This window comes from Candidatus Melainabacteria bacterium (assembly GCA_003963305.1).
Classification (GTDB): Bacteria; Cyanobacteriota; Vampirovibrionia; order Obscuribacterales; family Obscuribacteraceae; genus PALSA-1081.
Genome location: RXJR01000008.1, coordinates 35,412 through 55,583, shown reverse-complemented (window position 1 = coordinate 55,583; position 20,172 = coordinate 35,412). Strand labels below are relative to the sequence as shown.

Genomic DNA, 20,172 nt, shown 5'->3' with positions numbered 1-20,172 from the left:
ATCCGCCTGAGACGCTCTCAGTAGCGATACTGTTTGGCTACCTCCTCAAAGGAAGCATCAAGCGCAGCGGCCCCGTTCCCGAGAGTGAGATCGCGGGTGCGGCCGTTCTGCAATTCAGCGATTTCGCGCCCGACCCGACGAAGGTAGACATCGACCGCAAGACAGTTGTTCATCGCCGCACGCACGGCATCTTTGCGATCGACCGTGGTGCGACCGTTTGCCTGCGTTTCGGCAAGCAGAGTAGCCGTCTCGTCGGCGGCCTTGACGAGTGTGACGACGAGCCCGTTGTAGGCGGTCTGTAACTCATCCATGGCGGCAACAATCTGAATGCGCAACATCTCGTATTCGAGGCGACGCTGATTCTGTGCGTTCACCTGGCTGTCGATGTTGCCGCCGCAGCCTTGCGGTGCTCCGTGCAAAAGGTCGAGCATTCGCGAAGCGTGTTGACGCTCGTTGACGCTACCGTTGTGGTCGCCTCTCAGGTTCTTGACGAAGTTGCGCACCTTCTCGAGCGCTGCATCCACAGTGGCATATGCCTGAACTAGCGCCGCACTGTGCGGATGCTGCGAGTTCAAACAGTCCACGAACGGCACAACGAAAACGTTGCGCAGATCGACATCGCGACTGTGACCAAGCTCTCGCCGCTTCTGAGAGCTATAGACAACTTGAACTTTGCTCATATCGACATCACGACTGAACTGGGGTTGCACATCACGCCCGGTGACGAGCCCAGTCGGGTACTGTGGACTGTGGATATTCACCCGGCGCAGCTCGGTAGTGAGCACACCGAATGATGAGACGAGCACACCATACTCGCGAGACCGGTCGGCAAGTGCGTCCATCGCCCGAACCTCGCATTCGGCCCGTGGAGCCCGATGTGCCGCGGAAGCACGCAAGACCAACGATTTGATCGCCGGGACTAGATGCTTGGACAGCGCGCGCGCTTCAGGCGAGTCAAGCAGCTTGACGAGCGCTTTGATACCGTCGCACATAGGCGAGATAGTGTCCATGACCTGGCGACGCTCGTGTTCGTACTGCAGAATCGAGCTCACGAAAGTGAGAACGCATTCGTCGTACTGGATGCGCAGAGCGTTGAGCTCGTCAGGCTTGTCGAGCGCAGCCTCGATCTTCCGGGTCCATTTGGTGGGCTCGATCGCAAGAGCGGTCCTGTTGGCCCATTCGGACTTCTGACTGGCGCAACGGTTGTGCTGCTCAAACGCCGCAATCAATGCCTCGAGAGCATCCATTGCGGCTACGATTTCACTAATTTCTTTCATAGTTTTGTCTCCACCTGCTTAATTTAAAGCGAGGATGCATGCAGGCCGCACCCACACCAGGTTTGCGTCTTCCGGAGAGGCAGCTTCACCGACTCTCTTGTGCGAAGACACGTTCAACCGCGCATCAAGACCGGCTCACGGCGAGGACGGAATGATGCGAGCGTATCCTGCCAGAAAACCCAAATCGCACAACACCTGTATTTAGCGGGCTTCCACTACGCTGCGGCAAGCAGTCCGTAGAGTTCTTTCGAGTGAAGCGCACTGAAGTGTTTGCGGTTCGGATGTTATGGAGATCTGGAGAGGAATAACTAAATCTACGTTCTAAAGAGATCAGATCTCAAGAAAGGCTATTAAGTTCATACTTGTATATATTCTTAGGGTTTGACAAACGGATGCTCGAGAAGATTTCTGAGAGAATGCTTATGCCGCCACAATCTAGCGAAGTTCGCAAAGGTTTGATGTAAAACGCCATTTTGCAGAAATCAGCTACAATAGAACAGCTACCAGACTGATTTCCTGGGACTGATTTCCTTACTAGGCGGCAGCTTTGAATTTCACTAAAACATTTCTCGACTTATGTGTTGAATCAATTTCCGCAATGGATTTAGTCGTCATCGATGCGATGGCTCAGGTTCTATCGGACGTCCGTGAAAAGGGCGGCCGACTGTTCATGATTGGCTCAGGCGGTGGCGCCGGACATTCATCGCATGCAGCTAGTGACTTCAGGAAAATTTGCAATATCGAAACTTATTCGGTTTACGACAATGTCTCTGAGTTGACTGCCAGGGTCAATGATGATGGCTGGGATTCGACTATCGTCAACTGGCTGAAGGTGAGCCGATTCCATGAACAGGATTGCATTTTTGTATTCTCTGTTGGCGGTGGTGATGCGGCCAAGAACGTCAGCGGAAATCTCGTGCAAGCCATGGCTTATGCCAAAGAAGTGGGTGCGAAAATAATCGGAGCCGTCGGCAAAGATGGCGGCTACGCTAAGAAAGTTGGCGACGCAGTGCTCGTCATTCCAAATGTGGAACCCACACTGGTAACCCCGATCAGTGAAGGATTGCAGGCAGTGATCTGGCATCTGCTTGTCTCACATCCGCTGCTGAACTTGAACAAGGCCAAGTGGGAATCAATATCCTCGCCTGCGACTTCGAGCAAGGTAAACGACAACCTGGCGACAAGTTATAAGACCAAAATCTTTGCTGACGGTGCCAACAAAGATTCCATGTTGGCGCTCTACAGAAATCCAATTATCGCCGGATTTACAACCAACCCTACTTTGATGCGCAAGGCTGGAATCAGCAACTATCAGGAATTTGCAATCGATATACTCAAGGTGATTAAGGACAAACCAATTTCATTTGAAGTTTTCTCCGACGATTTTGACGAAATGGAATTGCAGGCAAGGGAAATTGCTTCGTGGGGCGACAATGTTTACGTCAAAATCCCTATCACCAATACCCGTTCGCAGAGCAGCATTCCACTGATCGAACGTTTGGCTAAACAAGGTGTGAAAGTAAATGTCACTGCAATCATGACCGCACGGCAAGTAAAAGAATCACTGGCAGCGGCGCGACATTGCCCAGCTGCATGCATATCGGTATTTGCCGGTAGGATTGCTGATACTGGTGTCGACCCGCTGCCACTGATGCAATACTCCGTGCAGCTGCTGGCACCATATCCGCATGTGGAGCTAATCTGGGCAAGCCCACGGGAAATTCTCAACGTTGCTCAAGCGAGTAAAATTGGCTGTCAAATCATCACTGTCACCGACGACATTTTAAAGAAGCTCGGGCTGTCAGGTAAGGACCACGACGAGTACTCACTCGAAACCGTGAAGATGTTCTATGACGACGCGAAGGCTTGCGGATTCTCCATTGCCACTGGCGCAGTTGCAAAATCAAGCAATGAACGCGTCTAGGAAGCTAGCGTCCGTTATCTACAAGATTGAACAAGTGATGGCAGATCTCGTCATCATTGCAGCCAGTATGTTTCTTCTGGGCTGGACCGTTTGGGAGTTCGTATCGTTCTTCGCGCAGCCGACCCACGTTTTCACCGACAACTTGAAAGTCAATCCAATACAAGGCATCGACTACATGAAGCAGCTATCGTTGGCATGGTTGACTCGTGTGGATCCAAAGCACGTTTACGACCTGGAGATTCAGCGACAGTGGATCTGCGCGCACATAGCTCCCAACTACTACGTCGACGTGGCCCACTGCAACCCTTCGTACTACACGCCGCCCTTCTGCGTTTTGGTGATCCCACTTACGTTTTTGCCTTTCGAGAAGGGCTACCTAATTTGGTCATTTTTGCAAGTGATCGCTGCAGTGGTTATGGTCAACAAAGTGATCAAGGTGAAAGACAAGCCTTTGGATTGGCTCTACTTCTGGATTGTGGTGCTTGCCAGCCCTGGTTCGCGCCAGTCGATTTGTCTCGGTCAAACTGGATTTTTGCTAGCAGCGTTGCTGACGGGCATATACCTGGCGTGGAGGAAGGATAAGCAAATCCTCGCCGGGGTGCTTCTGGCCTTTTTTGCGTTGTCCAAACCTCATCACTGCTTGATACCAGGTGTAATGTTCATCGCCAAAAGGCAATGGAAAGCTTTTGCATCGTTAATTGTGACGAGCATCATCCTCTACCTGGGAGCCGCGTGTGTAATGGGCTTCGACACGGTGCTGAACTATCCTGCGTTTTTAGCGGCAGTCGAGAGGGACACGTATGAAGGAAAGTTTTTCGCTCCCAGAGACATTTGTGTAAACTTGCGCTGCATTCTGGGCTACATCTTTGCACCCAAACCACTGCAAATCTTTGGCATAGCAACTACCTTGATGACGGCGGTTGCGTCTTATGCGGTCTGGCGAAAGGCTTTGCTTAGTGATGGGAAATACGATGGACACGCTCTGTTCATTAGTCTGGCACTATCTTTCGTCTTTGGTCTGCATGCAAACTTTTATGACCTGGCTATTTTGTCGGTGCCTTTCGCGATGTCAGTCTCTGCAGTAGGAGTCTACAGTTCGTTCCGCCTCACTGACATTTTTGAGCGCATTTGGTCGCTATCGTTCCTGGTTTTTTGGTTCGGAAGTCAACTAATGGCAATCTACATTCCATTCAAAGCCGCACAAAACTGGCACTGTGCCTTCCTCTTGCCGTTCTGTCTGATTTCATGGATCATTTTTAGCAGAAATTGCAACAAGGCAATCGCCTGCACCAATACGCTCGAACCAACCCAGGCCTGAATAATTCTCTTACGCTGGCTTTCACTGCGTTAATCGAGTTCGTTCTCTATGCGCTCAGCGGTTCCAATCAATCTGGAGAGCTTGGTTCGCAATCCTGTGGCGAGATTACGCATGGCACTCAAGCTGGGATTTCGCTTGGCTTGTTCGATGTTACTGATATATGCGCGATCAACTCCTGCTTCCTCAGCGAGTTCCTTCTGCGAAAGGTTTAGCTTTAAACGCCGCTCCTGTATGGCGAGGCCAAGGGCTCGCACGAGCGAGAAATTTTCTCTATGACTATTCATTTCAACCTCCTAAATCGGATCAAAACAGACGGTGACAAAGCGTGCGAGTTGCAGCAATTTACAATCAACAGTAAGAAAGTCAGCTGAGGCATCGCCCGGTTAATCGTGGAAATTCGCTTGTAGCCTAACTCACACTAGATTTTTCCGGTGAACATTTATTACACGGCGAAATATTGCGGCTATCTATCAACATTCCGCATCACTCACCTGAGTCATCACTCTCTCAAAACAACCCAAAACCAACAACTGGGAAGCCCGGAACAAGGTTCAAGAGACAACCGTCGAAGAGCACGTTGGAAGAAAAACACTGATCGGTCGCATTGCTTACGCAATGCGGTTTCTCTCTTGCATTCGGAAAGGCTCGCAAATGCACACAAATATCAGTACAAATACAAATACGCGATCAAATACTGACACAAATACAGATTGCGAATCAATTTCTAATCAATTGGCGAAGTTCCAACTAAGCCGCTATTCATTACTGCAAACGACCTTCTGGTCACTATTTTCACTGTCGCTCGCGCTCACAGTCACAGCCATCGGTGTGACACATTTGAGAGAACAGTTACGAGTTGGAGAGGCGAAGTTACCTACACTGAAGGACGCGAATCGCGGCATCCAATTTTTTGACCGGAACGACAAGTATATTTGCACCGTGCGGGCAGACAGAGACCGTCAACCGGTCGCGCTTGGAAAAGTATCCGTCGCCATGCAAAAGGCGCTAGTTGCCGCAGAAGATCATCACTTCTACCAACATCACGGCATAGATTTTGTAGGCGTAATTCGAGCTTTTAAGCGAAACCGGGAAGCCGGACACATTGTCGAAGGTGGCTCCACCATAACTCAACAGTTGGTGAAGAACTTGTACCTGGATAAAAATGATCGTTCTTACGCCCGTAAAATCAAGGAAGTATTCCTTTCCTGGGACGCAGAAAACCGCTTCTCGAAAGCCAAAATTATGGAGACTTACTTGAATGAGATTTACTTTGGCGGTGGCGTATATGGTATCGAAAGGGCGGCCAACAATTACTTCAATAAGCACGCTTCTCAATTAAATGTCGCCGAATCGGCATTTCTAGCCGGGCTGATCAAATCGCCGTCAGTCTATGGAAATCCGGCAAATATCAAGCTCGCTATAAGCCGCCAGCATGATGTGCTGGACAAAATGGCCGAGTACGGCTACATCTCGCGCGAAGAAGCAAAAACTCTCAAGTCACAGAAGCTAGCTTTCAATAAGGGAGCCACTCCGATCAAATATCCCTATTACATCGCATTTGCTCTTGAGCAAGTGAAAAGAGAATTCGGACCCAGCATGTGGACACAGGACCTGAGAGTGTACACAAATCTCGACCCTGAAGCTCAAAAATTGGCTAGTGAAAAACTGACTCGTGGTATCAAGAATGCACCACGCGGCGTCAACCAGGGAGCATTGGTGTCGCTCAATGTCAGTGATAGTGCTGTTATAGCAATGGTGGGAGGCGTAGGCGATTACAAAGACAATCAGTGGAATCGAGCTCTATTTCCTCACACCGCCGGCTCGTGTTTCAAACCATTTGTTTATCTAGCCGGTCTGATGAACGGCATCCTCGAGCCTGACTCGATGATCAATGATGCCCCGCTGGAATACAAGGAAGAGTGCGGTCCGGCATGGAAACCCAAAAATTTTGACGGACAGTTCAAGGGATGGGTGACCGTTCGCGATGCCTTGATTAATTCGCGAAACATTTGCGCCATTCGCATTGCAATGCTGACCGGTATTCAACCGGTGATCGACGCTGCCCGCGCTGCCGGACTGCAATCAAAAATGGATCCCTATCCATCACTGGCACTAGGAACTTGTGCGGTATCTCCACTGGAGATGGCCACGGCTTATGCCACACTAGCTAGAAATGGTGTTTACATGCCGCCGCAAGCACTGAGAGAAATAGATACTGCGGACGGCAAAAAGATTGCCTTCCGCGCTACCCCGAGCAGCAATCTACCTGCAGCTAGCGTGGCAACGCTTGTCGATGCGATGCAAGATGTAGTCAACAGAGGTACCGGCACACAGGCACGCCTGCCAGGAATACCAGTTGCCGGCAAAACGGGCACCGCTGACGGCGCCAGAGATATCTGGTTTGCTGGGTTCACACCCGATACAGTGACGGCGGTCTGGGGCGGCAGTGATAAGAATCAAGCCGTTAAGGGTCACAATGTCACAGGCGGCACCGTAGTGGCTCAAATCTGGCGCGAGTATATGAGCGGCTACTATGCCATTCACAAACCCTCCCGAACTCTGGCATTTGCAAAACCAGCAACAAAATTTGCCGGGTCGCTTCCTCAATTCAACGATGAAACTCTGCTGGCGACTGACGCCACCACCGTGGACATAACTCATCTGGATAAAATACCGCGCGTAGAGCCAACCAATGTGAATGCCTATCAGTTGGCAAACAATGTCCCAACCATCCTCGCCAATGCCATAACGGCAAAAGAGAAAGGTGTCGGCAAGGCATTTATAGTCCTGGCAGCAGAGGCCGCTGAGCGTTTCCAGAAAGGTTCGAGTGAAACAGCTCGCCAATACACGGCTACGCAGCAATCACAACAAACGCCACTGATTGCACAGGCAGAATCGATGCAGACAGAATCGATGCAGTCATGCTCGGACCAACCTACGCCTGAACAATTCGCATACGCCCGAAAAATGCTTTCATTGCAAGCGAGCCAGGCATCGCAGGTTCAGTAGTGTCGAGCCCCTAATAGTACTACCTGCGGTGCCTCAAAGGTCCAAAAAAAGGTGGACGCTCCGGAACAGGAGCGTCCACTGGCCAACGCCTCGACGGACCATGAATTCAATGCATCATGACACCGTTACGAATTCGAGGCATCTTGCTGACGCCATGATATGATGCAAGACTCCTCCGCCGTCTTGCCGGACAGCACATGAACGGCACAGGGCACCGGCTCACGAGGGCTGAGCAAGATGCCGACGAACTTCCAATGCGAAGCAGGATCGCAGTTAGACTCCAGGTCAAAATTGACGTCGGCGGGCGTGATGCGAACGCTCAAGCTCGTTTCGGGTCCCTCGAGAGCATGGTCGACAACGACGTAATGCCCGGGATTAAGGTAATTGTGATCGCGGCCGACGGTGATCACAGCAAGCACGTTCGAGTCGGAGTACATCCGCGACTCGACACTGGGCTTGCCAGCGGTGATGTTCGCACTCACCACTTTGGTGATGTTCCACATAGAGATACGGCGCATCATTCTGAATGCCTCCGAGAGAGTATTGTTGGAAACAGGAACTGCAACTAACGACGCCCGTCGATTAGCACCGCATACGGCACCAGATCGACAGCCGAGATTGGCTCAGCGCAACACGCGCTGAGGCCGATCCCGCCAATCAGGCAAGACTTCCTCGACCCGCCCGACGTATTCGATAACATCGAGTGTATGCTCGTCACCGGTCCCGGCATCACTCATTTTGCCCTCCGAGTCAATGCGAACCAGCTGAATTGGCCGCGTGCGCACCCGGAAGACGAACGACCGGCTTTCGGGAAAGCCAAAACGAACGACGAGGAACGGGCTATCGGTGTCCGAACCGACCTCGACAACTGAATAGGAGAGCCCCGCGTGAATCGGGTTCCATTCTTCCTGAGCCGGAAGACTGTGAGTAACGGCTCCGCCGATGGCGAAGTCCTTGTCTTCCAGATAGAACTCCCACCAGGAATTTCCTCCGTCGAGGCTAATCGCGTTGGCGCTCTGGCCAACCTGCGCCTGATATCGTCGCTGTTTGAGCAATCCGCCGAGCTGAAACCCTGTCAACTGAGCACTCATAATTGTTCTCGTCTGGTAGTGAATGAGATTAAAACACTGTTCCGGTCGGTCAACGTGAGATCGAGCTGATCTTTGAAGCTACTTGCCACCCCCTTTCGTGCCCGAAAGTAAAAGCCTGCTGTTGCGTGTAAAAACTGCGCTGAGTAACCGAACCGCCGCTGCTGAGGATGCAATGAGAACAACATCAATTTGCTCGAATTGCAGCAGCCATTTCAAGTGTTTATTACGACCAGGATAACTTCCGAGCACAAAACCGACAACGCCGACACAGTCGAGCCTGGCGTGCCCGGAAACATCGATCTCGAGATCTAACAACAAGTCCAATCAAAAAGAATAAACACTATATTCGGTACCAGGTTCGCACGAGCGGCGATCAACAGGTCACCGAAATTTCACACTTATCGCCAGGCTCTGAGAGCCACTCCAGGTACTAATTATTCACAATAGAGGTCTGAAAGAGAATCAAGCGTGCCACCAAAATAGTGCACGCTTGATTTACCTTCATCTACATCGCTACTGAACTGTTATGCCTGGTCGTCCAGGTGCAGTGATAGACGGATTTCCTCCGTTGGGTGATGTGGTAATGGTGGATTCATTGCCGTTGTCAGCCTCGATGCGCACGAAAGGCTGGACAATTTCAAGCGGTGGCAATATGACACCACCATGATGATGTTTCCGTTGTGGAGGAGGCACATCAGGGCGAGGTGGCGGATTTTCACCGCCATCTGTTGGAGGTGGATGAGTTTCTCCGCCCTCAGTCGGCGGATTGTTCACACCACCGTCTGTAGGCGGTGGAGTCACTCCTCCTTCAGTCGGGTGCGTAGTGGTGCCTCCTTCGGTTGGGTGCGAGACGATGCTTCCTTCAGTCGGATGTGTAGTCGATCCACCCGCAGAATTGTCGGCAACCACATTAGATACACGTGACGGTGTCTGAACATCACTATGTTTCGGCGGGCATCCAAATGTTTCATGTCTCACAGCGTCAAGACTAGAGTGCGTCTCACTGCCACCGTGTATCTGATGACTGTCGCCACCACTACGGCTATCGGCTCCGCCGTGGGTATCAGCACCGCCGGCCCCCTGATGGTGTTTGCCCATATCTATGCTCCCTTTCGAATTTGCGCCAAGACGCATGCCTACTGACTCGATGCAGTATGTTTGATGGTCAGGAACTATTACCGGAATAAACTGTGAATTTTCCGAGTACGAAATGGCCAAAAATAACGTGACGGGCAGGGGTGTGCCTCTAAATTTTTCCGGCGACCAGTGTATATTTCAGTTTCATTGCTGAGGATTTGTGCATGACATCGCTAAAGTTTGCTCTTTCATCGCTGGTCGCAATTAGTATTGGTTTCGCCTCAACTGCCTGCAATGCAGCACCGGCCCAAAAGAGCGCCACGGCTGGAGCGGTCAGCAAACTCACTATAGAGCTGGATACGACCGGAATAGCCAAAACAACGAAAGTGGAAATCGTGCCGAAAGACCCCTACGGCGAAGACGGCGATATTTCACTGAGCGGCTCACCCATGCACACAAGAATTATTTTCGACGGAAAGAAACTGCAGTACGGGGATAACAGCTTCAATGAGCCGCATCTGCTCATCTATCCAGTGGCAGAATATCAGGCTGTATTCCCCAGAAAGAAACAAGCTGAATTTCAGAAAATTATTTCGGATCTGAAGAAAGTAACAGCGGCCGCTTCAGACAAAAGCCTGCAAACCATGCCAATCTTGCCAGGTTCGGACGGACATGAGATGTTGCACGCGCAAACCAGGCGCGTCAACTTCACTCAGGGCTCTGGTGTTTCATACGTCAGCGTCTACGGAAACGGCGATCCACCAGTGAACGAATCAGATTTTTTTTACACATTCCAGGGGCTGACAAAAGACGGTCGGTATTACGTCTCATTCTTCTGGCCGGTCAAAGCTGCAGGAATGCCCAAAGATCTACCTCTGGCAAAGAGCCAGAAGTACGCTGAAAACCTCTCCCGTGCGAAGTTTGTACCAAGCCTGGAGACCCTGGACAGAGTGGTTGGTTCCATTTCACTGAAATACTAGTCTTTTACTAGCGATAGTAGACCAGATCCAAATTTTTTTTGCGGGGAAAGGGGCATGATTTGTCGCAAGCAAATGAGTCCGTCAACCAGAAGCTGGCGAACTCATTTGCTTACACGCGACAAAATCACCGGCCCATCAGCGTCGTTGTCACAATCGTGCCCAACGAAACCAGACTGCCGGACGGGTCCACAACCTTGCAACCGGTGAACTGGTCAACGAGGGCGCCCTCATGGGCGACGACGAAGCTGCCACACCGAGCCTTGATCTGGGAACCGTAAAGCGCGTCAACGCGGGAACCATCGTACGCCGTAACGAACGAACCGTTCTCCGCAAAGACCTGGCACCCTTCTTCTGCAGTGACCATGGCGCCGACACGAGCAACGATACGCGAACCGAAGTAGCCACAGACGTGGGAACCGTTCTCCGCGACGACCTCGACGTCACCGAAGACGTCGACGTAAGCACCATGGTCGGCAATGATCTGGAATTCGCCCGTGTACGCCTCTGAGACGCCGGACGCCGTGTTGAAGTGAATTGCACCTGTTTCGTTGTTCTTGGTGATGTTGGTGTGACCAAGAGCGGCGGTGACGTAAAGGATCATGGCGATCTCCTTTCCTTCGTCACCCCGTATGCGTCGAATCACCCCTCTCGGGTAATGGACGTAGGAACGGATCGGATAGAAAATCTATGCTCTGCATCAAGTCGGCTCGGCACTCACGTCTTAGAAACGGTCACGAATGGCTGCTCTGGGCGTGGGCATTAACTCGCAGAAGTTTTCTGTGGGTTGGCTCCGAGAAAATATGAATTGGGCATAGATACTTCATCTTTACAACATCCAAAGCCCGAATGGCAAACCGGATCGACATTTATTTTGATCCCGCCACCGACTTTTGCAGGGCTAGCGAAGCGAAAACTCGAAATGCCGTTCTTCAGGTGCTAGCGCGGCTCGCACAGCTACAGGTTAATGACGTTTTCCAGATGGTTTGCGCAATCAGCGCGGGTTGCAAAGAGGCTAGATATTTGGGGTAGCCTCGCGATAGCTTATGCCTGGCGACAAGTCACACCTTAAAGGTCGAGCCTGGATGCTATACACGATATTAAATAGTAGCAAAAGCAAAAAAAAGGAGCCCGGCCTCGTCATCGAAATCGATGACAAAAGCCGGGACTCCCTGCCTGCAACTGCGATCAACTCTTGATGCCGAGCTGGTCGAGAATGAAGGCGAAGCGGAAAGCCTCTTCCTTCAACTTATCGGTGCGTGCGGAAAGACCTGCATGTCCGCCACCTTCCAGAAGAATCTTGAAGATGAGCGGGTTGCTGTCAGTCTTCATGGCACGCAGCTTGGCCGCGATCTTGGCCGGCTCCCAGTACGGCACAGCGTTGTCGCGCAGAGCCGAGTGGATGAGCAGAGTCGGATAGTCCTGAGCGCGGACGTTGTCGTAGGGCGAGTACGAGAGCATGTACCGGAAGAACTCAGGGTCCTTCGGATTGCCCCACTCGAGGAACTCACCAGCTGTGAGCGGCAGACTGTCGTCGAGCATCGTGTTGATCACGTCGACGAAGGGCACGCCCATGACGGCAGCCTTGCACAGGTCGGGTCGCAGGTTGACGACCACACCCATGAGCAATCCACCGGCACTGCGACCCTCGATCACAAACCGCTCACGCGTGCCGTATTTCTCGGCAATCAGGTGATCGGCACAATCGATGAAGTCGGTGAAGGTGTTCATCTTGTTCAGCATCTTGCCGGCTTCGTGCCAGGGTTCGCCCAGCTCGCCGCCGCCACGAATGTAAGCACAAGCGAAGACCACGCCGCGGTCGAGCAGGCTCAGCCGCGACATGCGGAACTGCCCCGCCCAGAGCGCACACATCCCGTAGGCGCCGTAGCCATAGAGATAGAGAGGGCGGCTGCCGTCCTTGACGAGCTCACCCTTCCAGGCAAGCAGGATGGGCACCTTGACGCCATCGCGAGCGGTGGCGTAGACGATCTCGCTGTGATACTGCGAGCCATCGTATCCAGGCACCGAAAGCGCCTCGACCACCTGCCGTCCACCGCTCTCCATGTCATAGTCGAACACGGTGGGCGGCGTTGAGAACGAGTCGTAGCGAAGCCGGAGAACCTTGCTGTCGAACTCGCGATTGAGATTGTGGAACAGCTCCGGGTCATCCAGACTGCCTACGCTGTAGATGGACTCGGGGAATTCGAGATAGCGAGCATTGCCCGTACCCGGCTCCACGACGTTCACCTTCGGCAGACCGTTTTCACGCTCGAACACGACCATGTGCCGGCTGAAGAATACGACCTCTTCGAGCAGCACGTCGGAACGATGAGCGATCTCTTCCCGCCAGTTGATCCGCCCCGGCCGCGAAACCGGAGTGGAGATGAGACGGAAATTCTTGGCACCATCATTGGTGCGAATGTAGAAGCGCCTGCCGTAGTGCTCGACGTAGTAGCGATGCCCCTGCTGCCGCTTCGCCACAAGCTTGAACACGCCCGTCGGAGAAGCCGCGTCCAGGTAGCGATACTCCGTCGCTTCGTAGCTGGTTGATTCAGCGAAGATGACCTTGCCATCCCGCGAGCGACTGACGTTCAGATTGAACAGCTCGTCGGTCTCTTCAAGCAGGAAGACAGGTCGTTTGCCGTTGCGCCGCAGGCGAAACAGCTTGTTGGAGCGCTTCGTTGTCTCGTCTTCGGTGGTGTAGAAGAGCGTGCGATTGTCGGACGCCCAGACCAACCCGGTGACGCGCTCTGCCAGTGCCGGCCCGGTTTTGCCGGTGAGCAGATTCTTGACGAAAAGCGTGTTCTGTCCGTAACCGTTGGTGTCGACGGTGTAGGCCACGAAGTTGCCGCTGTCGCTGTAGCTGACCGCAGCCAACTCCAGGAACTTGTATCCCTTCGCCAACTCGTTGAGGTCGAGCACCACCTCATCGGCAGCGCCTGCGACGCGACGGCGACGGAAAAGGGTCTTGTACTGGGCGCCTTCGGCGATGCGCTCCCAGTAGTCGTAGCGCCCCTCTTGCACAGGAGCGCTGTTGAGGAATTCATCGGGACGAGACTCGAACTCGGCCAGCAGATTGCTCTGCAGACCGCCGGTGTGAGCCATCATCGCCTGAGCGTAGGCATTCTCAGCCTTGAGATGCGCGAGCACTTCCGCATCGGGTTGCTCGAGATCTCGCATGCGCAGCCAACCGTAGTCATCGGTCAGAGTTACGCCATGGATATTCAAACTGGTTGTACGCCTCGTCGCCACTGGCGCAAGAGGCGCTTCGTCTTTGCGATTCATCGTCATATCCTATCCTGCTCCTAACACAGGAAAGCTCAAAAATACGTTGCCCGGGCAAGGAAGACGCTTGCGCGCCATTGCCTCGCCCGGGTCAACAAAGTCACTAAAAAACGGGTCGGCATGCCGACCACGCCCTTACTTACCGCAGCGGGGGCAAGTCGCGTCCGCCGAGAGAGGAGCGAACTCCTGCTCGCAGTGGCAGCAACGCACTTTCTGCCCGGCGATGCCGTAGCTGGCGTTTTCGGTCATGTTGCAAGCCGGGCACGGCCAGTTGGCCGAAACCCGGAAGGTCGTCTTGCTGCAGTGCCGGCAGGTGACGCGCACCTTGGGCAGCTGCGAAGAGCTCACCCCACCCAGCCCGCAGTGCGGGCAGGAGGAGTTGTGCGCGAGAGGAGCGTAGCTCCGCTCACAGTTGGTGCATTTGACGATTGCGTTCATAGTTTTGGGCCCTCTTTTTGTCGAAACGCCCTCTCCTTCTTACGGGGAGAGGCATCCCGTTAATTCGACTCAAAGCACCAGTTTTCACTGGTCGCGCGACTTACACGTGAGACCCCTGTGCAAGCCGCAACTGCGCAGCCAGAAAGGAGGGCCAGAGGGCGGCCCTCCTCAACGTAGGAACATTCAGCGACTGTCTTGCGACGCCGCCGAAAGCCTACGCCAGCTGTGCATACTCCTTCTCGAAGAGCGTCAGGTATTCGGCGAAGGCATCGAACGCCGCCTGGATGGGCGCCGGCGTGGAGAGGTCCACACCAGCTCCCTTGAGCAGGTTGATGCTGTAGTCCGAAGAGCCGCCCTTGAGGAAGTTCAGGTAACGCTCAACCGCCGGTTTCCCCTCCGTCAGAATCTGGCGAGCCAGAGCAGTGGCGGAGGAGATGCCGGTGGCGTACTGATAGACGTAGAAGGAGTTGTAGAAGTGCGGAATCCGCGCCCACTCGATCTCGATCAGGTCGTCGACCTTGACCGCGGCCCCGTAGTACTTCTCGTTCAACGCCTTGTGAATCTCGCAGAGCAGATCCGGCGTCAGCGGCTCACCGGCTTCGGCGCGAGCATGCGCTTCGCGTTCGAATTCGGCAAACAGCGTCTGGCGGATGAGGGTGGTACGAATTCCCTCGAGCTGCGAGTTGATGATGTATAGCCGCATCTGCGGGTCGGTGGTCTTGCTGAGCAGGTAGTGCGCCAGCAAAGCCTCGTTGGTCGTGGAAGCGACTTCGGCGACGAACATCGTGTAATCGCCGTAGTGGAATGGCTGAGTGCGCCGCGTGTAGAGCGAGTGCATCGAGTGCCCCGCCTCGTGCGCCAGCGTGAACATCGAGTCGATGTTGCCCTGCCAGTTGAGCAAGATGAACGGGTTAGTGGTGTAGGCGCCACCACTGTAAGCCCCGCCGGCCTTGCCCTTGTTCGGCATGACGTCGACCCAACGCGCCGCGAAGCCTTCCCGCAACGCATTGACGTACTCTTCGCCGAGGGGCGCGAGAGCGGCCAGCACCGTCTCCTGCGCATCGGCGTAGGCGATCTTGTCGTCGACCTCGCCGAGCAGCGGCACGTAGAGGTCGTACATGTGCAGCTCGTCGACACCGAGAATGCGCTTGCGCACATCCAGGTAGCGATGCAACAGGGGCAGGTTGGCGTGCACCGTGTCGACCAGCGAGTCGTAGACGCTCATCGGCACGTTGGTGCCGTGCAGCGCCTGCGCCAGCGAGCCTGCATGCTTAGCCGAGCGTGCCCTGAAGATGTCGACGTTCACCTGAGCGGCGTACATCGCAGCCACGGTGTTGCGCAGCCCGCGGTACGTGCCGAACATGGCCTCGAAGGCAGCGCGCCGCACATCGCGGTTCTTGCTGTCCAGGAAGAGTCCGTAGTTGTCTTCGGTGAGCCGCACTTCCTGCCCATCGTCGCCCTTGATCATGGGCAGAACCAGGTCGGCGTAGGCGAGCGCACTGTAGATGGTGTCAGGGCCCTGGCCGATGATCTGCGAAGTGGCCAGCAGTTCCTGCACCTCATGCGACCGCACATGGGCACGCCCGCGGTTGATCTCGTCGAACTCGTGCTGGCGAGCCTGCAGAGCCTTCGAGCTGGCGATGAACCTGGCCAGACGCTCCGGCTTGATGGAGAGCACCTCGGGCAGGTAGAACGAAGTGGCCGCCGAGGTATCGCTCCACAGCTTCAGAACCCGCTCCTTGAGCGCCTTGGGAGCGCTCACGGTGGTGTCCTGGTCGCTGCTCATGCTGGCGTAGACGTAGAGCTTGTGCAGCAGCTTGAACGCTTCGTCGTTCAGACCGAGGTATTCGGCCAGGAGACGAGCCGAGCGGCGCACACGCCCCTTGTAGGAAGCGAGCTTCTCCGGGTAGGTGGAAGCAAGGGCGAACGCGGCTTCCCAGTCAGCCGTGGTCGCGAAGATAGTCGTCAGATCCCAGGTCAGCTCGACCGGAAGGTCGGCACGAGCCGGAGGGGTGTTGGTTGTTTCCGTCATATCAGAATCCTCCCGCACCACGTATGGTGCTGTTGAGAAACTCGGGATGCGAAACGTGCCACGAAGCACGCTCGCATCCCGAGGGTTGGGTTGCTTACAGACGCGCGAATTCCGCCTCGAAGAGGGCGAGGTATTCGGCGAAGGAATCGAACGCCGCCTGGATCGGAGCCGGCGTGGAGAGGTCCACACCCGCCTTCTGCAGGAGGTTGATGCTGTAGTCGGACGAGCCGCTCTTGAGGAACGTCAGGTAACGCTCCACGGCCGGCGCGCCCTCGTGCAGGATGCCGCGCGACAGGGCGGTGGCAGCCGAGATGCCCGTCGCGTACTGGTAGACGTAGAAGCTGCGGTAGAAGTGCGGGATGCGCGACCACTCGACCTCGAGCAGGTCGTCGACGTGCATGACCGCACCGTAGTACTTCTCGTTCAGCTTCTTGTGGATGCCGCCCAGCACATCCGGGGTGAGCGGCGTGCCGGACTCGGCGAGGGCGTGAGCGTCACGCTCGAACTCGGCGAACATGGTCTGCCGCACGAGGGTGCCGCGAATCGCCTCGAGCTGCTGGTTGATGATGTACAGGCGCATGCGCGGGTCGGTGGTGCGCTTGAGCAGGTAGTCGGCCAGGAGCGCCTCGTTGGTGGTGGAGGCCACCTCGGCGACGAACAGCGTGTAGCCGCTGTACGTGTAGGGCTGGGTGCTGCGCGAGTAGAACGAGTGCATGCTGTGACCCGCCTCGTGAGCGAGCGTGAACATGCTGTCGATCTTGCCCTGCCAGTTCATCAGGATGAACGGGTTGGTGCCGTAGGTGCCCGAGCTGTAGGCGCCGGCGCGCTTGCCCTTGTTCTCGACGACGTCCACCCAGCGGGACGCGAAGCCTTCCCGCAGCTTGGCGACGTACGCCTCACCCAGCGGCGCGAGGGCGGCGAGCACCGTCTCCTGCGCGTCTTCGAAGGTGATGTTGTCGTCCACGCCGTCGACGAGCGGCACGTAGAGGTCGTACCACTCCAGCGTGTCCACGCCCAGGATGCGCTTGCGCAGCTCCAGGTAGCGGTTGAAGAGCGGCAGGTTGTCGTGCACCGTCGAGATCAGCGTGTCGTAGACCGAGGTCGGCACGTTGATGCCCGACAGCGCCCGCTCGATGCAGCTCGGGTAGTTGCGGGAGCGGGTGCGGAAGATGTCCATGTTCACGTGCGCCGAGTAGATCGACGCGAGCGTGTGACGGAGGTCGCGGAAGGCGCCGAACATGCCCTCGTAGGCGGCCTTGCGCACGGCGCGGTCCTTGCTGTCGAGGAAGGTGGAGAAGTTGCCCTTGGTGAGCTGCACCTCCTCGCCGTTCTCGTCCTTGATGGTGGGCAGCTTCAGGTCGGCGTTGTTGAGCGAGCCGAAGATGGAAGAAGCGCCGCCGCCGATCTCGCCCGTGAGCGAGAGCAGCTTCTCGAGCTCGGGAGCGAGCACGTGAGCGCGCTCACGTGCCAGCTCTTCGAAGTCGAAGCGGTACAGCTCCAGACCCGGCGTCCTGGCGATGAACTGCTCGAGGCGCTCGGGCTTGATGCTGAGCAGCTCGGGCGTCGACCACGAGGTGGCGCCGCTGATCTTCGTACCGAGCTTGCCGACACGGGTCTGCATCGCCTGGTACTTGCTGTTGGTGGTGTCTTCGTCGGCGCGCAGATGGGCGTAGAGCCCGAGCTTGCCGACCAGCTGCGAGCACTCCTCCGAGAGACGGAAGTAGGCGAGCAGCGTCTTGCCGGAGCGGCGGATGCGCCCCTTGAAGGCGGCGAGCTTCTCGAGATAACCCTGCGCACGCGCGAAATCGGCTTCCCAGTCGGTCTCGTTGGCGTAGACGGTGGAGAGATCCCAGGTGAGGTGCTCCGGAACCTCGGAACGAAGCGGCAGAGACTTGTTTGCAGTCGTCATAGTCAGATCCTTTCGGTTAGTCGGAAATTCATTCCGGTTTCAAGTCGCAGCACCGCATGCGGTGTTACGACACGTGACAAAACGAGCACAGGGGTTAGCCTGCGCCAGGATTGGTAGACTCACCAAACTTGCAACTCAGCTTCCAACCCAGCGACAAGCAAAACCCCCCGGCACCACGTGCTGGTGTCTGAGGGAAATGCCTGAATGTTTACGCTGAAGGTCTGGTTGGAGGGTCGGTTACTGAAGTTGCAAGAAGGTGACGCTAAAACCTACCGGATTTACTTCTTGATAATTAAGTCGCGCGATCACATCTCTTGTCATAGAGACTAGATCTAAACACCAGCTTATTATTCTTGATCATTAGGCCAGTATTGAAACTGCATGAATCCAGGCCCAAGGACGACCTGGCCATGGCGCGTATATGAGCGGAAGTTAGTGCTTGCGGAGCTTGCGGAGGGATGCAAAGAGATCGTGCGCCAGTCTCCGCAAGGCTTGCGCTAACTTCTTCGAATAAACGTAAAAAACTTGTTCACTAACCGTACAAAACTCTCAACCGATTTTCGAATTCACAAACACCGATGATTCTTCCCTTCGAACTTTTCCAATTCAAGACAAGCGAATTTGTGTCGAGATTCCAAACCTCCAGTCCGTTGGTACCGACCACAGCGAGCAAATTCAGTACCGGCAAAAAAACAAGATCTCGCACATACGAAAACGCTGTTGCGAGAATTGTAGGAGCCACATTGTCGGCGCTGTACCAGCGCACGTAACGACCTGACCCGCCCAGTGCAAGACGAGTGAGATAGGGATGAACTGCCATTGTGTAACAGTCAAGATCGAAATGAGCAGCTCCATTCCAAAGAATCTGCGGCTCGGACAGTGGGTTTCGCAAACAAAACATTCGTCCGCGACGATCCACACCGAAAATGCTGTCACCTCGCGTGCCCAACGCCGGGATCATGCCATCAGAGACCCTGAACTTGCCAATCACCAAAGGTAACGGACGAATCTCCAGATCGAACATCAGGACCTGCCCGGAATTTTGTGCTGCAACCAGCATAGTGCCGGTACGGTCATAACTGAGGCTGGTGACAGCAGAAAGTGCTATTTTGCCGATACAAATAGTCGGCAAACTCAGATCAAATCTCTGAATGGTGCCATCAGTCGAAGCTACCGCAAACTCCCCTTGCGCGCTAATGGCGATGCACATGGCCCCGCCTCGAACAGGCACGCGCCAACATTCGCCTGTGCTCAAACGCAGCGTCTGCACTTGATTAAGGTCGTCCAGAATAATTGCATAGTCCGCGCAATCACTGAGTTTAGCAACTTTTGGCACGCGCACAGAATCTTTGAAATTGATCCCCCAGGAATCGACTGAATTTGCTGCAAGAATTGTCATAGGTTTTCTCCAATAAAAACTGGCGCCACATCAGTGACGCGGGAGGACGCGCAAAGAAACACGATGGCGAGCAGGCACCGCATATAGCACCAACAGGAAAGCGAACAACAGGAGCAAATACAGACTGCCCGAAGAGCAGAGAGTAGGCGCTAAGCCGTAGCAGTTAAGACCAAGATCAGCTCTAAATTCGCTAAGATCGCCTCAAGTTTCGATGACGCAAAACAATGCCCTGAAGTTATGCAACATCTGGTCTTCAAGGCAACAACGGATCCGTCCGTATTCAAGTGAATTTGAACGAATCTGCTCGTAGGCTTACGCAGAACAAAATAGTGAAACCAATGTTCAAACTAAGCGAGCACCTCGTAACAGTCCCACTGAACAGTGCTTTTTGCTCTTAGCGGACGTTGCGATAAACGAGTCGGTGCGCGTCAATTGA

14 protein-coding genes are annotated in these 20,172 nt (G+C 54.6%); 4 read left to right on the top strand and 10 right to left on the bottom strand.

The annotated features are described in order from the left end of the window. Positions 1 to 17: 17 nt before the first annotated feature. Positions 18 to 1,277, bottom strand: a complete 1,260-nt coding sequence (locus EKK48_09300; GenBank protein RTL43087.1) for a hypothetical protein — start codon at positions 1,275 to 1,277, stop codon at positions 18 to 20. A 925-nt stretch (positions 1,278 to 2,202) separates the two neighbouring features. Here EKK48_09300 and EKK48_09295 point away from each other — a divergent pair. Together EKK48_09295 and EKK48_09290 are read left to right on the top strand one after the other, a co-directional pair. After that, the gene (locus tag EKK48_09295) at positions 2,203 to 3,201 is read left to right on the top strand and encodes a transaldolase (GenBank protein ID RTL43235.1); all 999 of its coding nucleotides are present in this window, start codon (positions 2,203 to 2,205) and stop codon (positions 3,199 to 3,201) included. Beyond that, a complete protein-coding gene (locus tag EKK48_09290) occupies positions 3,128 to 4,519 on the top strand; it encodes a DUF2029 domain-containing protein (protein ID RTL43086.1) in 1,392 nt (463 codons plus the stop codon). Before EKK48_09295 ends, EKK48_09290 begins: the two co-directional genes overlap by 74 nt. Positions 4,520 to 4,548: 29 nt before the next feature. On the opposite strand, the gene EKK48_09285 is transcribed toward EKK48_09290, so the two are convergent. Beyond that, a complete protein-coding gene (locus EKK48_09285) occupies positions 4,549 to 4,803 on the bottom strand; it encodes an XRE family transcriptional regulator (GenBank protein ID RTL43085.1) in 255 nt (84 codons plus the stop codon). A 331-nt stretch (positions 4,804 to 5,134) separates the two neighbouring features. On the opposite strand from EKK48_09285, the gene EKK48_09280 reads away from it, so the two are divergent. After that, positions 5,135 to 7,528 (top strand): PBP1A family penicillin-binding protein, encoded by a 2,394-nt coding sequence (locus tag EKK48_09280; GenBank protein RTL43084.1) that lies wholly within the window; start codon positions 5,135 to 5,137, stop codon positions 7,526 to 7,528. Positions 7,529 to 7,653: 125 nt separating this feature from the next. On the opposite strand, the gene EKK48_09275 is transcribed toward EKK48_09280, so the two are convergent. The 3 genes from EKK48_09275 to EKK48_09265 form a co-directional block, all read right to left on the bottom strand. Then, positions 7,654 to 8,049, bottom strand: coding sequence for a hypothetical protein (locus EKK48_09275; protein ID RTL43083.1), 396 nt, complete (start codon positions 8,047 to 8,049; stop codon positions 7,654 to 7,656). Positions 8,050 to 8,151: 102 nt separating this feature from the next. Beyond that, a complete protein-coding gene (locus EKK48_09270; protein RTL43082.1) occupies positions 8,152 to 8,619 on the bottom strand; it encodes a hypothetical protein in 468 nt (155 codons plus the stop codon). Between the two features lie 513 nt (positions 8,620 to 9,132). Next, entirely contained in the window at positions 9,133 to 9,717 is a 585-nt protein-coding gene (locus tag EKK48_09265) for a hypothetical protein (protein RTL43081.1), read from the bottom strand. 203 nt (positions 9,718 to 9,920) lie between these two features. Between EKK48_09265 and EKK48_09260 the strand changes: the two genes are divergently transcribed. Beyond that, the gene (locus tag EKK48_09260; protein RTL43080.1) at positions 9,921 to 10,676 is read left to right on the top strand and encodes a hypothetical protein; all 756 of its coding nucleotides are present in this window, start codon (positions 9,921 to 9,923) and stop codon (positions 10,674 to 10,676) included. Between the two features lie 124 nt (positions 10,677 to 10,800). Here EKK48_09260 and EKK48_09255 read toward each other — a convergent pair whose 3' ends face one another. The 5 genes from EKK48_09255 to EKK48_09235 all read right to left on the bottom strand — a co-directional run bounded on the left by EKK48_09255 (position 10,801) and on the right by EKK48_09235 (position 19,736). Further along, entirely contained in the window at positions 10,801 to 11,277 is a 477-nt protein-coding gene (locus EKK48_09255) for a hypothetical protein (protein RTL43079.1), read from the bottom strand. A gap of 584 nt (positions 11,278 to 11,861) precedes the next feature. Further along, positions 11,862 to 13,964 (bottom strand): S9 family peptidase, encoded by a 2,103-nt coding sequence (locus EKK48_09250; protein RTL43078.1) that lies wholly within the window; start codon positions 13,962 to 13,964, stop codon positions 11,862 to 11,864. A gap of 646 nt (positions 13,965 to 14,610) precedes the next feature. Then, entirely contained in the window at positions 14,611 to 16,428 is a 1,818-nt protein-coding gene (pepF, locus tag EKK48_09245) for an oligoendopeptidase F (protein ID RTL43077.1), read from the bottom strand. 94 nt (positions 16,429 to 16,522) lie between these two features. Further along, the gene (gene pepF, locus EKK48_09240) at positions 16,523 to 18,337 is read right to left on the bottom strand and encodes an oligoendopeptidase F (GenBank protein RTL43076.1); all 1,815 of its coding nucleotides are present in this window, start codon (positions 18,335 to 18,337) and stop codon (positions 16,523 to 16,525) included. Positions 18,338 to 18,869: 532 nt separating this feature from the next. After that, the gene (locus EKK48_09235; GenBank protein RTL43075.1) at positions 18,870 to 19,736 is read right to left on the bottom strand and encodes a WD40 repeat domain-containing protein; all 867 of its coding nucleotides are present in this window, start codon (positions 19,734 to 19,736) and stop codon (positions 18,870 to 18,872) included. Positions 19,737 to 20,172 lie beyond the last annotated feature (436 nt).

Bases quoted from the DNA above. Each gene is read 5' to 3' on its own strand.
- EKK48_09300 (RTL43087.1), bottom strand. From the start codon at position 1,277: ATGAAAGAAATTAGTGAAATCGTAGCCGCAATGGATGCTCTCGAGGCA.
- EKK48_09295 (RTL43235.1), top strand. From the start codon at position 2,203: ATGGCTTATGCCAAAGAAGTGGGTGCGAAAATAATCGGAGCCGTCGGC.
- EKK48_09290 (RTL43086.1), top strand. From the start codon at position 3,128: ATGACGACGCGAAGGCTTGCGGATTCTCCATTGCCACTGGCGCAGTTG.
- EKK48_09285 (RTL43085.1), bottom strand. From the start codon at position 4,803: ATGAATAGTCATAGAGAAAATTTCTCGCTCGTGCGAGCCCTTGGCCTC.
- EKK48_09280 (RTL43084.1), top strand. From the start codon at position 5,135: ATGCGGTTTCTCTCTTGCATTCGGAAAGGCTCGCAAATGCACACAAAT.
- EKK48_09275 (RTL43083.1), bottom strand. From the start codon at position 8,049: ATGATGCGCCGTATCTCTATGTGGAACATCACCAAAGTGGTGAGTGCG.
- EKK48_09270 (RTL43082.1), bottom strand. From the start codon at position 8,619: ATGAGTGCTCAGTTGACAGGGTTTCAGCTCGGCGGATTGCTCAAACAG.
- EKK48_09265 (RTL43081.1), bottom strand. From the start codon at position 9,717: ATGGGCAAACACCATCAGGGGGCCGGCGGTGCTGATACCCACGGCGGA.
- EKK48_09260 (RTL43080.1), top strand. From the start codon at position 9,921: ATGACATCGCTAAAGTTTGCTCTTTCATCGCTGGTCGCAATTAGTATT.
- EKK48_09255 (RTL43079.1), bottom strand. From the start codon at position 11,277: ATGATCCTTTACGTCACCGCCGCTCTTGGTCACACCAACATCACCAAG.
- EKK48_09250 (RTL43078.1), bottom strand. From the start codon at position 13,964: ATGACGATGAATCGCAAAGACGAAGCGCCTCTTGCGCCAGTGGCGACG.
- pepF (RTL43077.1), bottom strand. From the start codon at position 16,428: ATGACGGAAACAACCAACACCCCTCCGGCTCGTGCCGACCTTCCGGTC.
- pepF (RTL43076.1), bottom strand. From the start codon at position 18,337: ATGACGACTGCAAACAAGTCTCTGCCGCTTCGTTCCGAGGTTCCGGAG.
- EKK48_09235 (RTL43075.1), bottom strand. From the start codon at position 19,736: ATGACAATTCTTGCAGCAAATTCAGTCGATTCCTGGGGGATCAATTTC.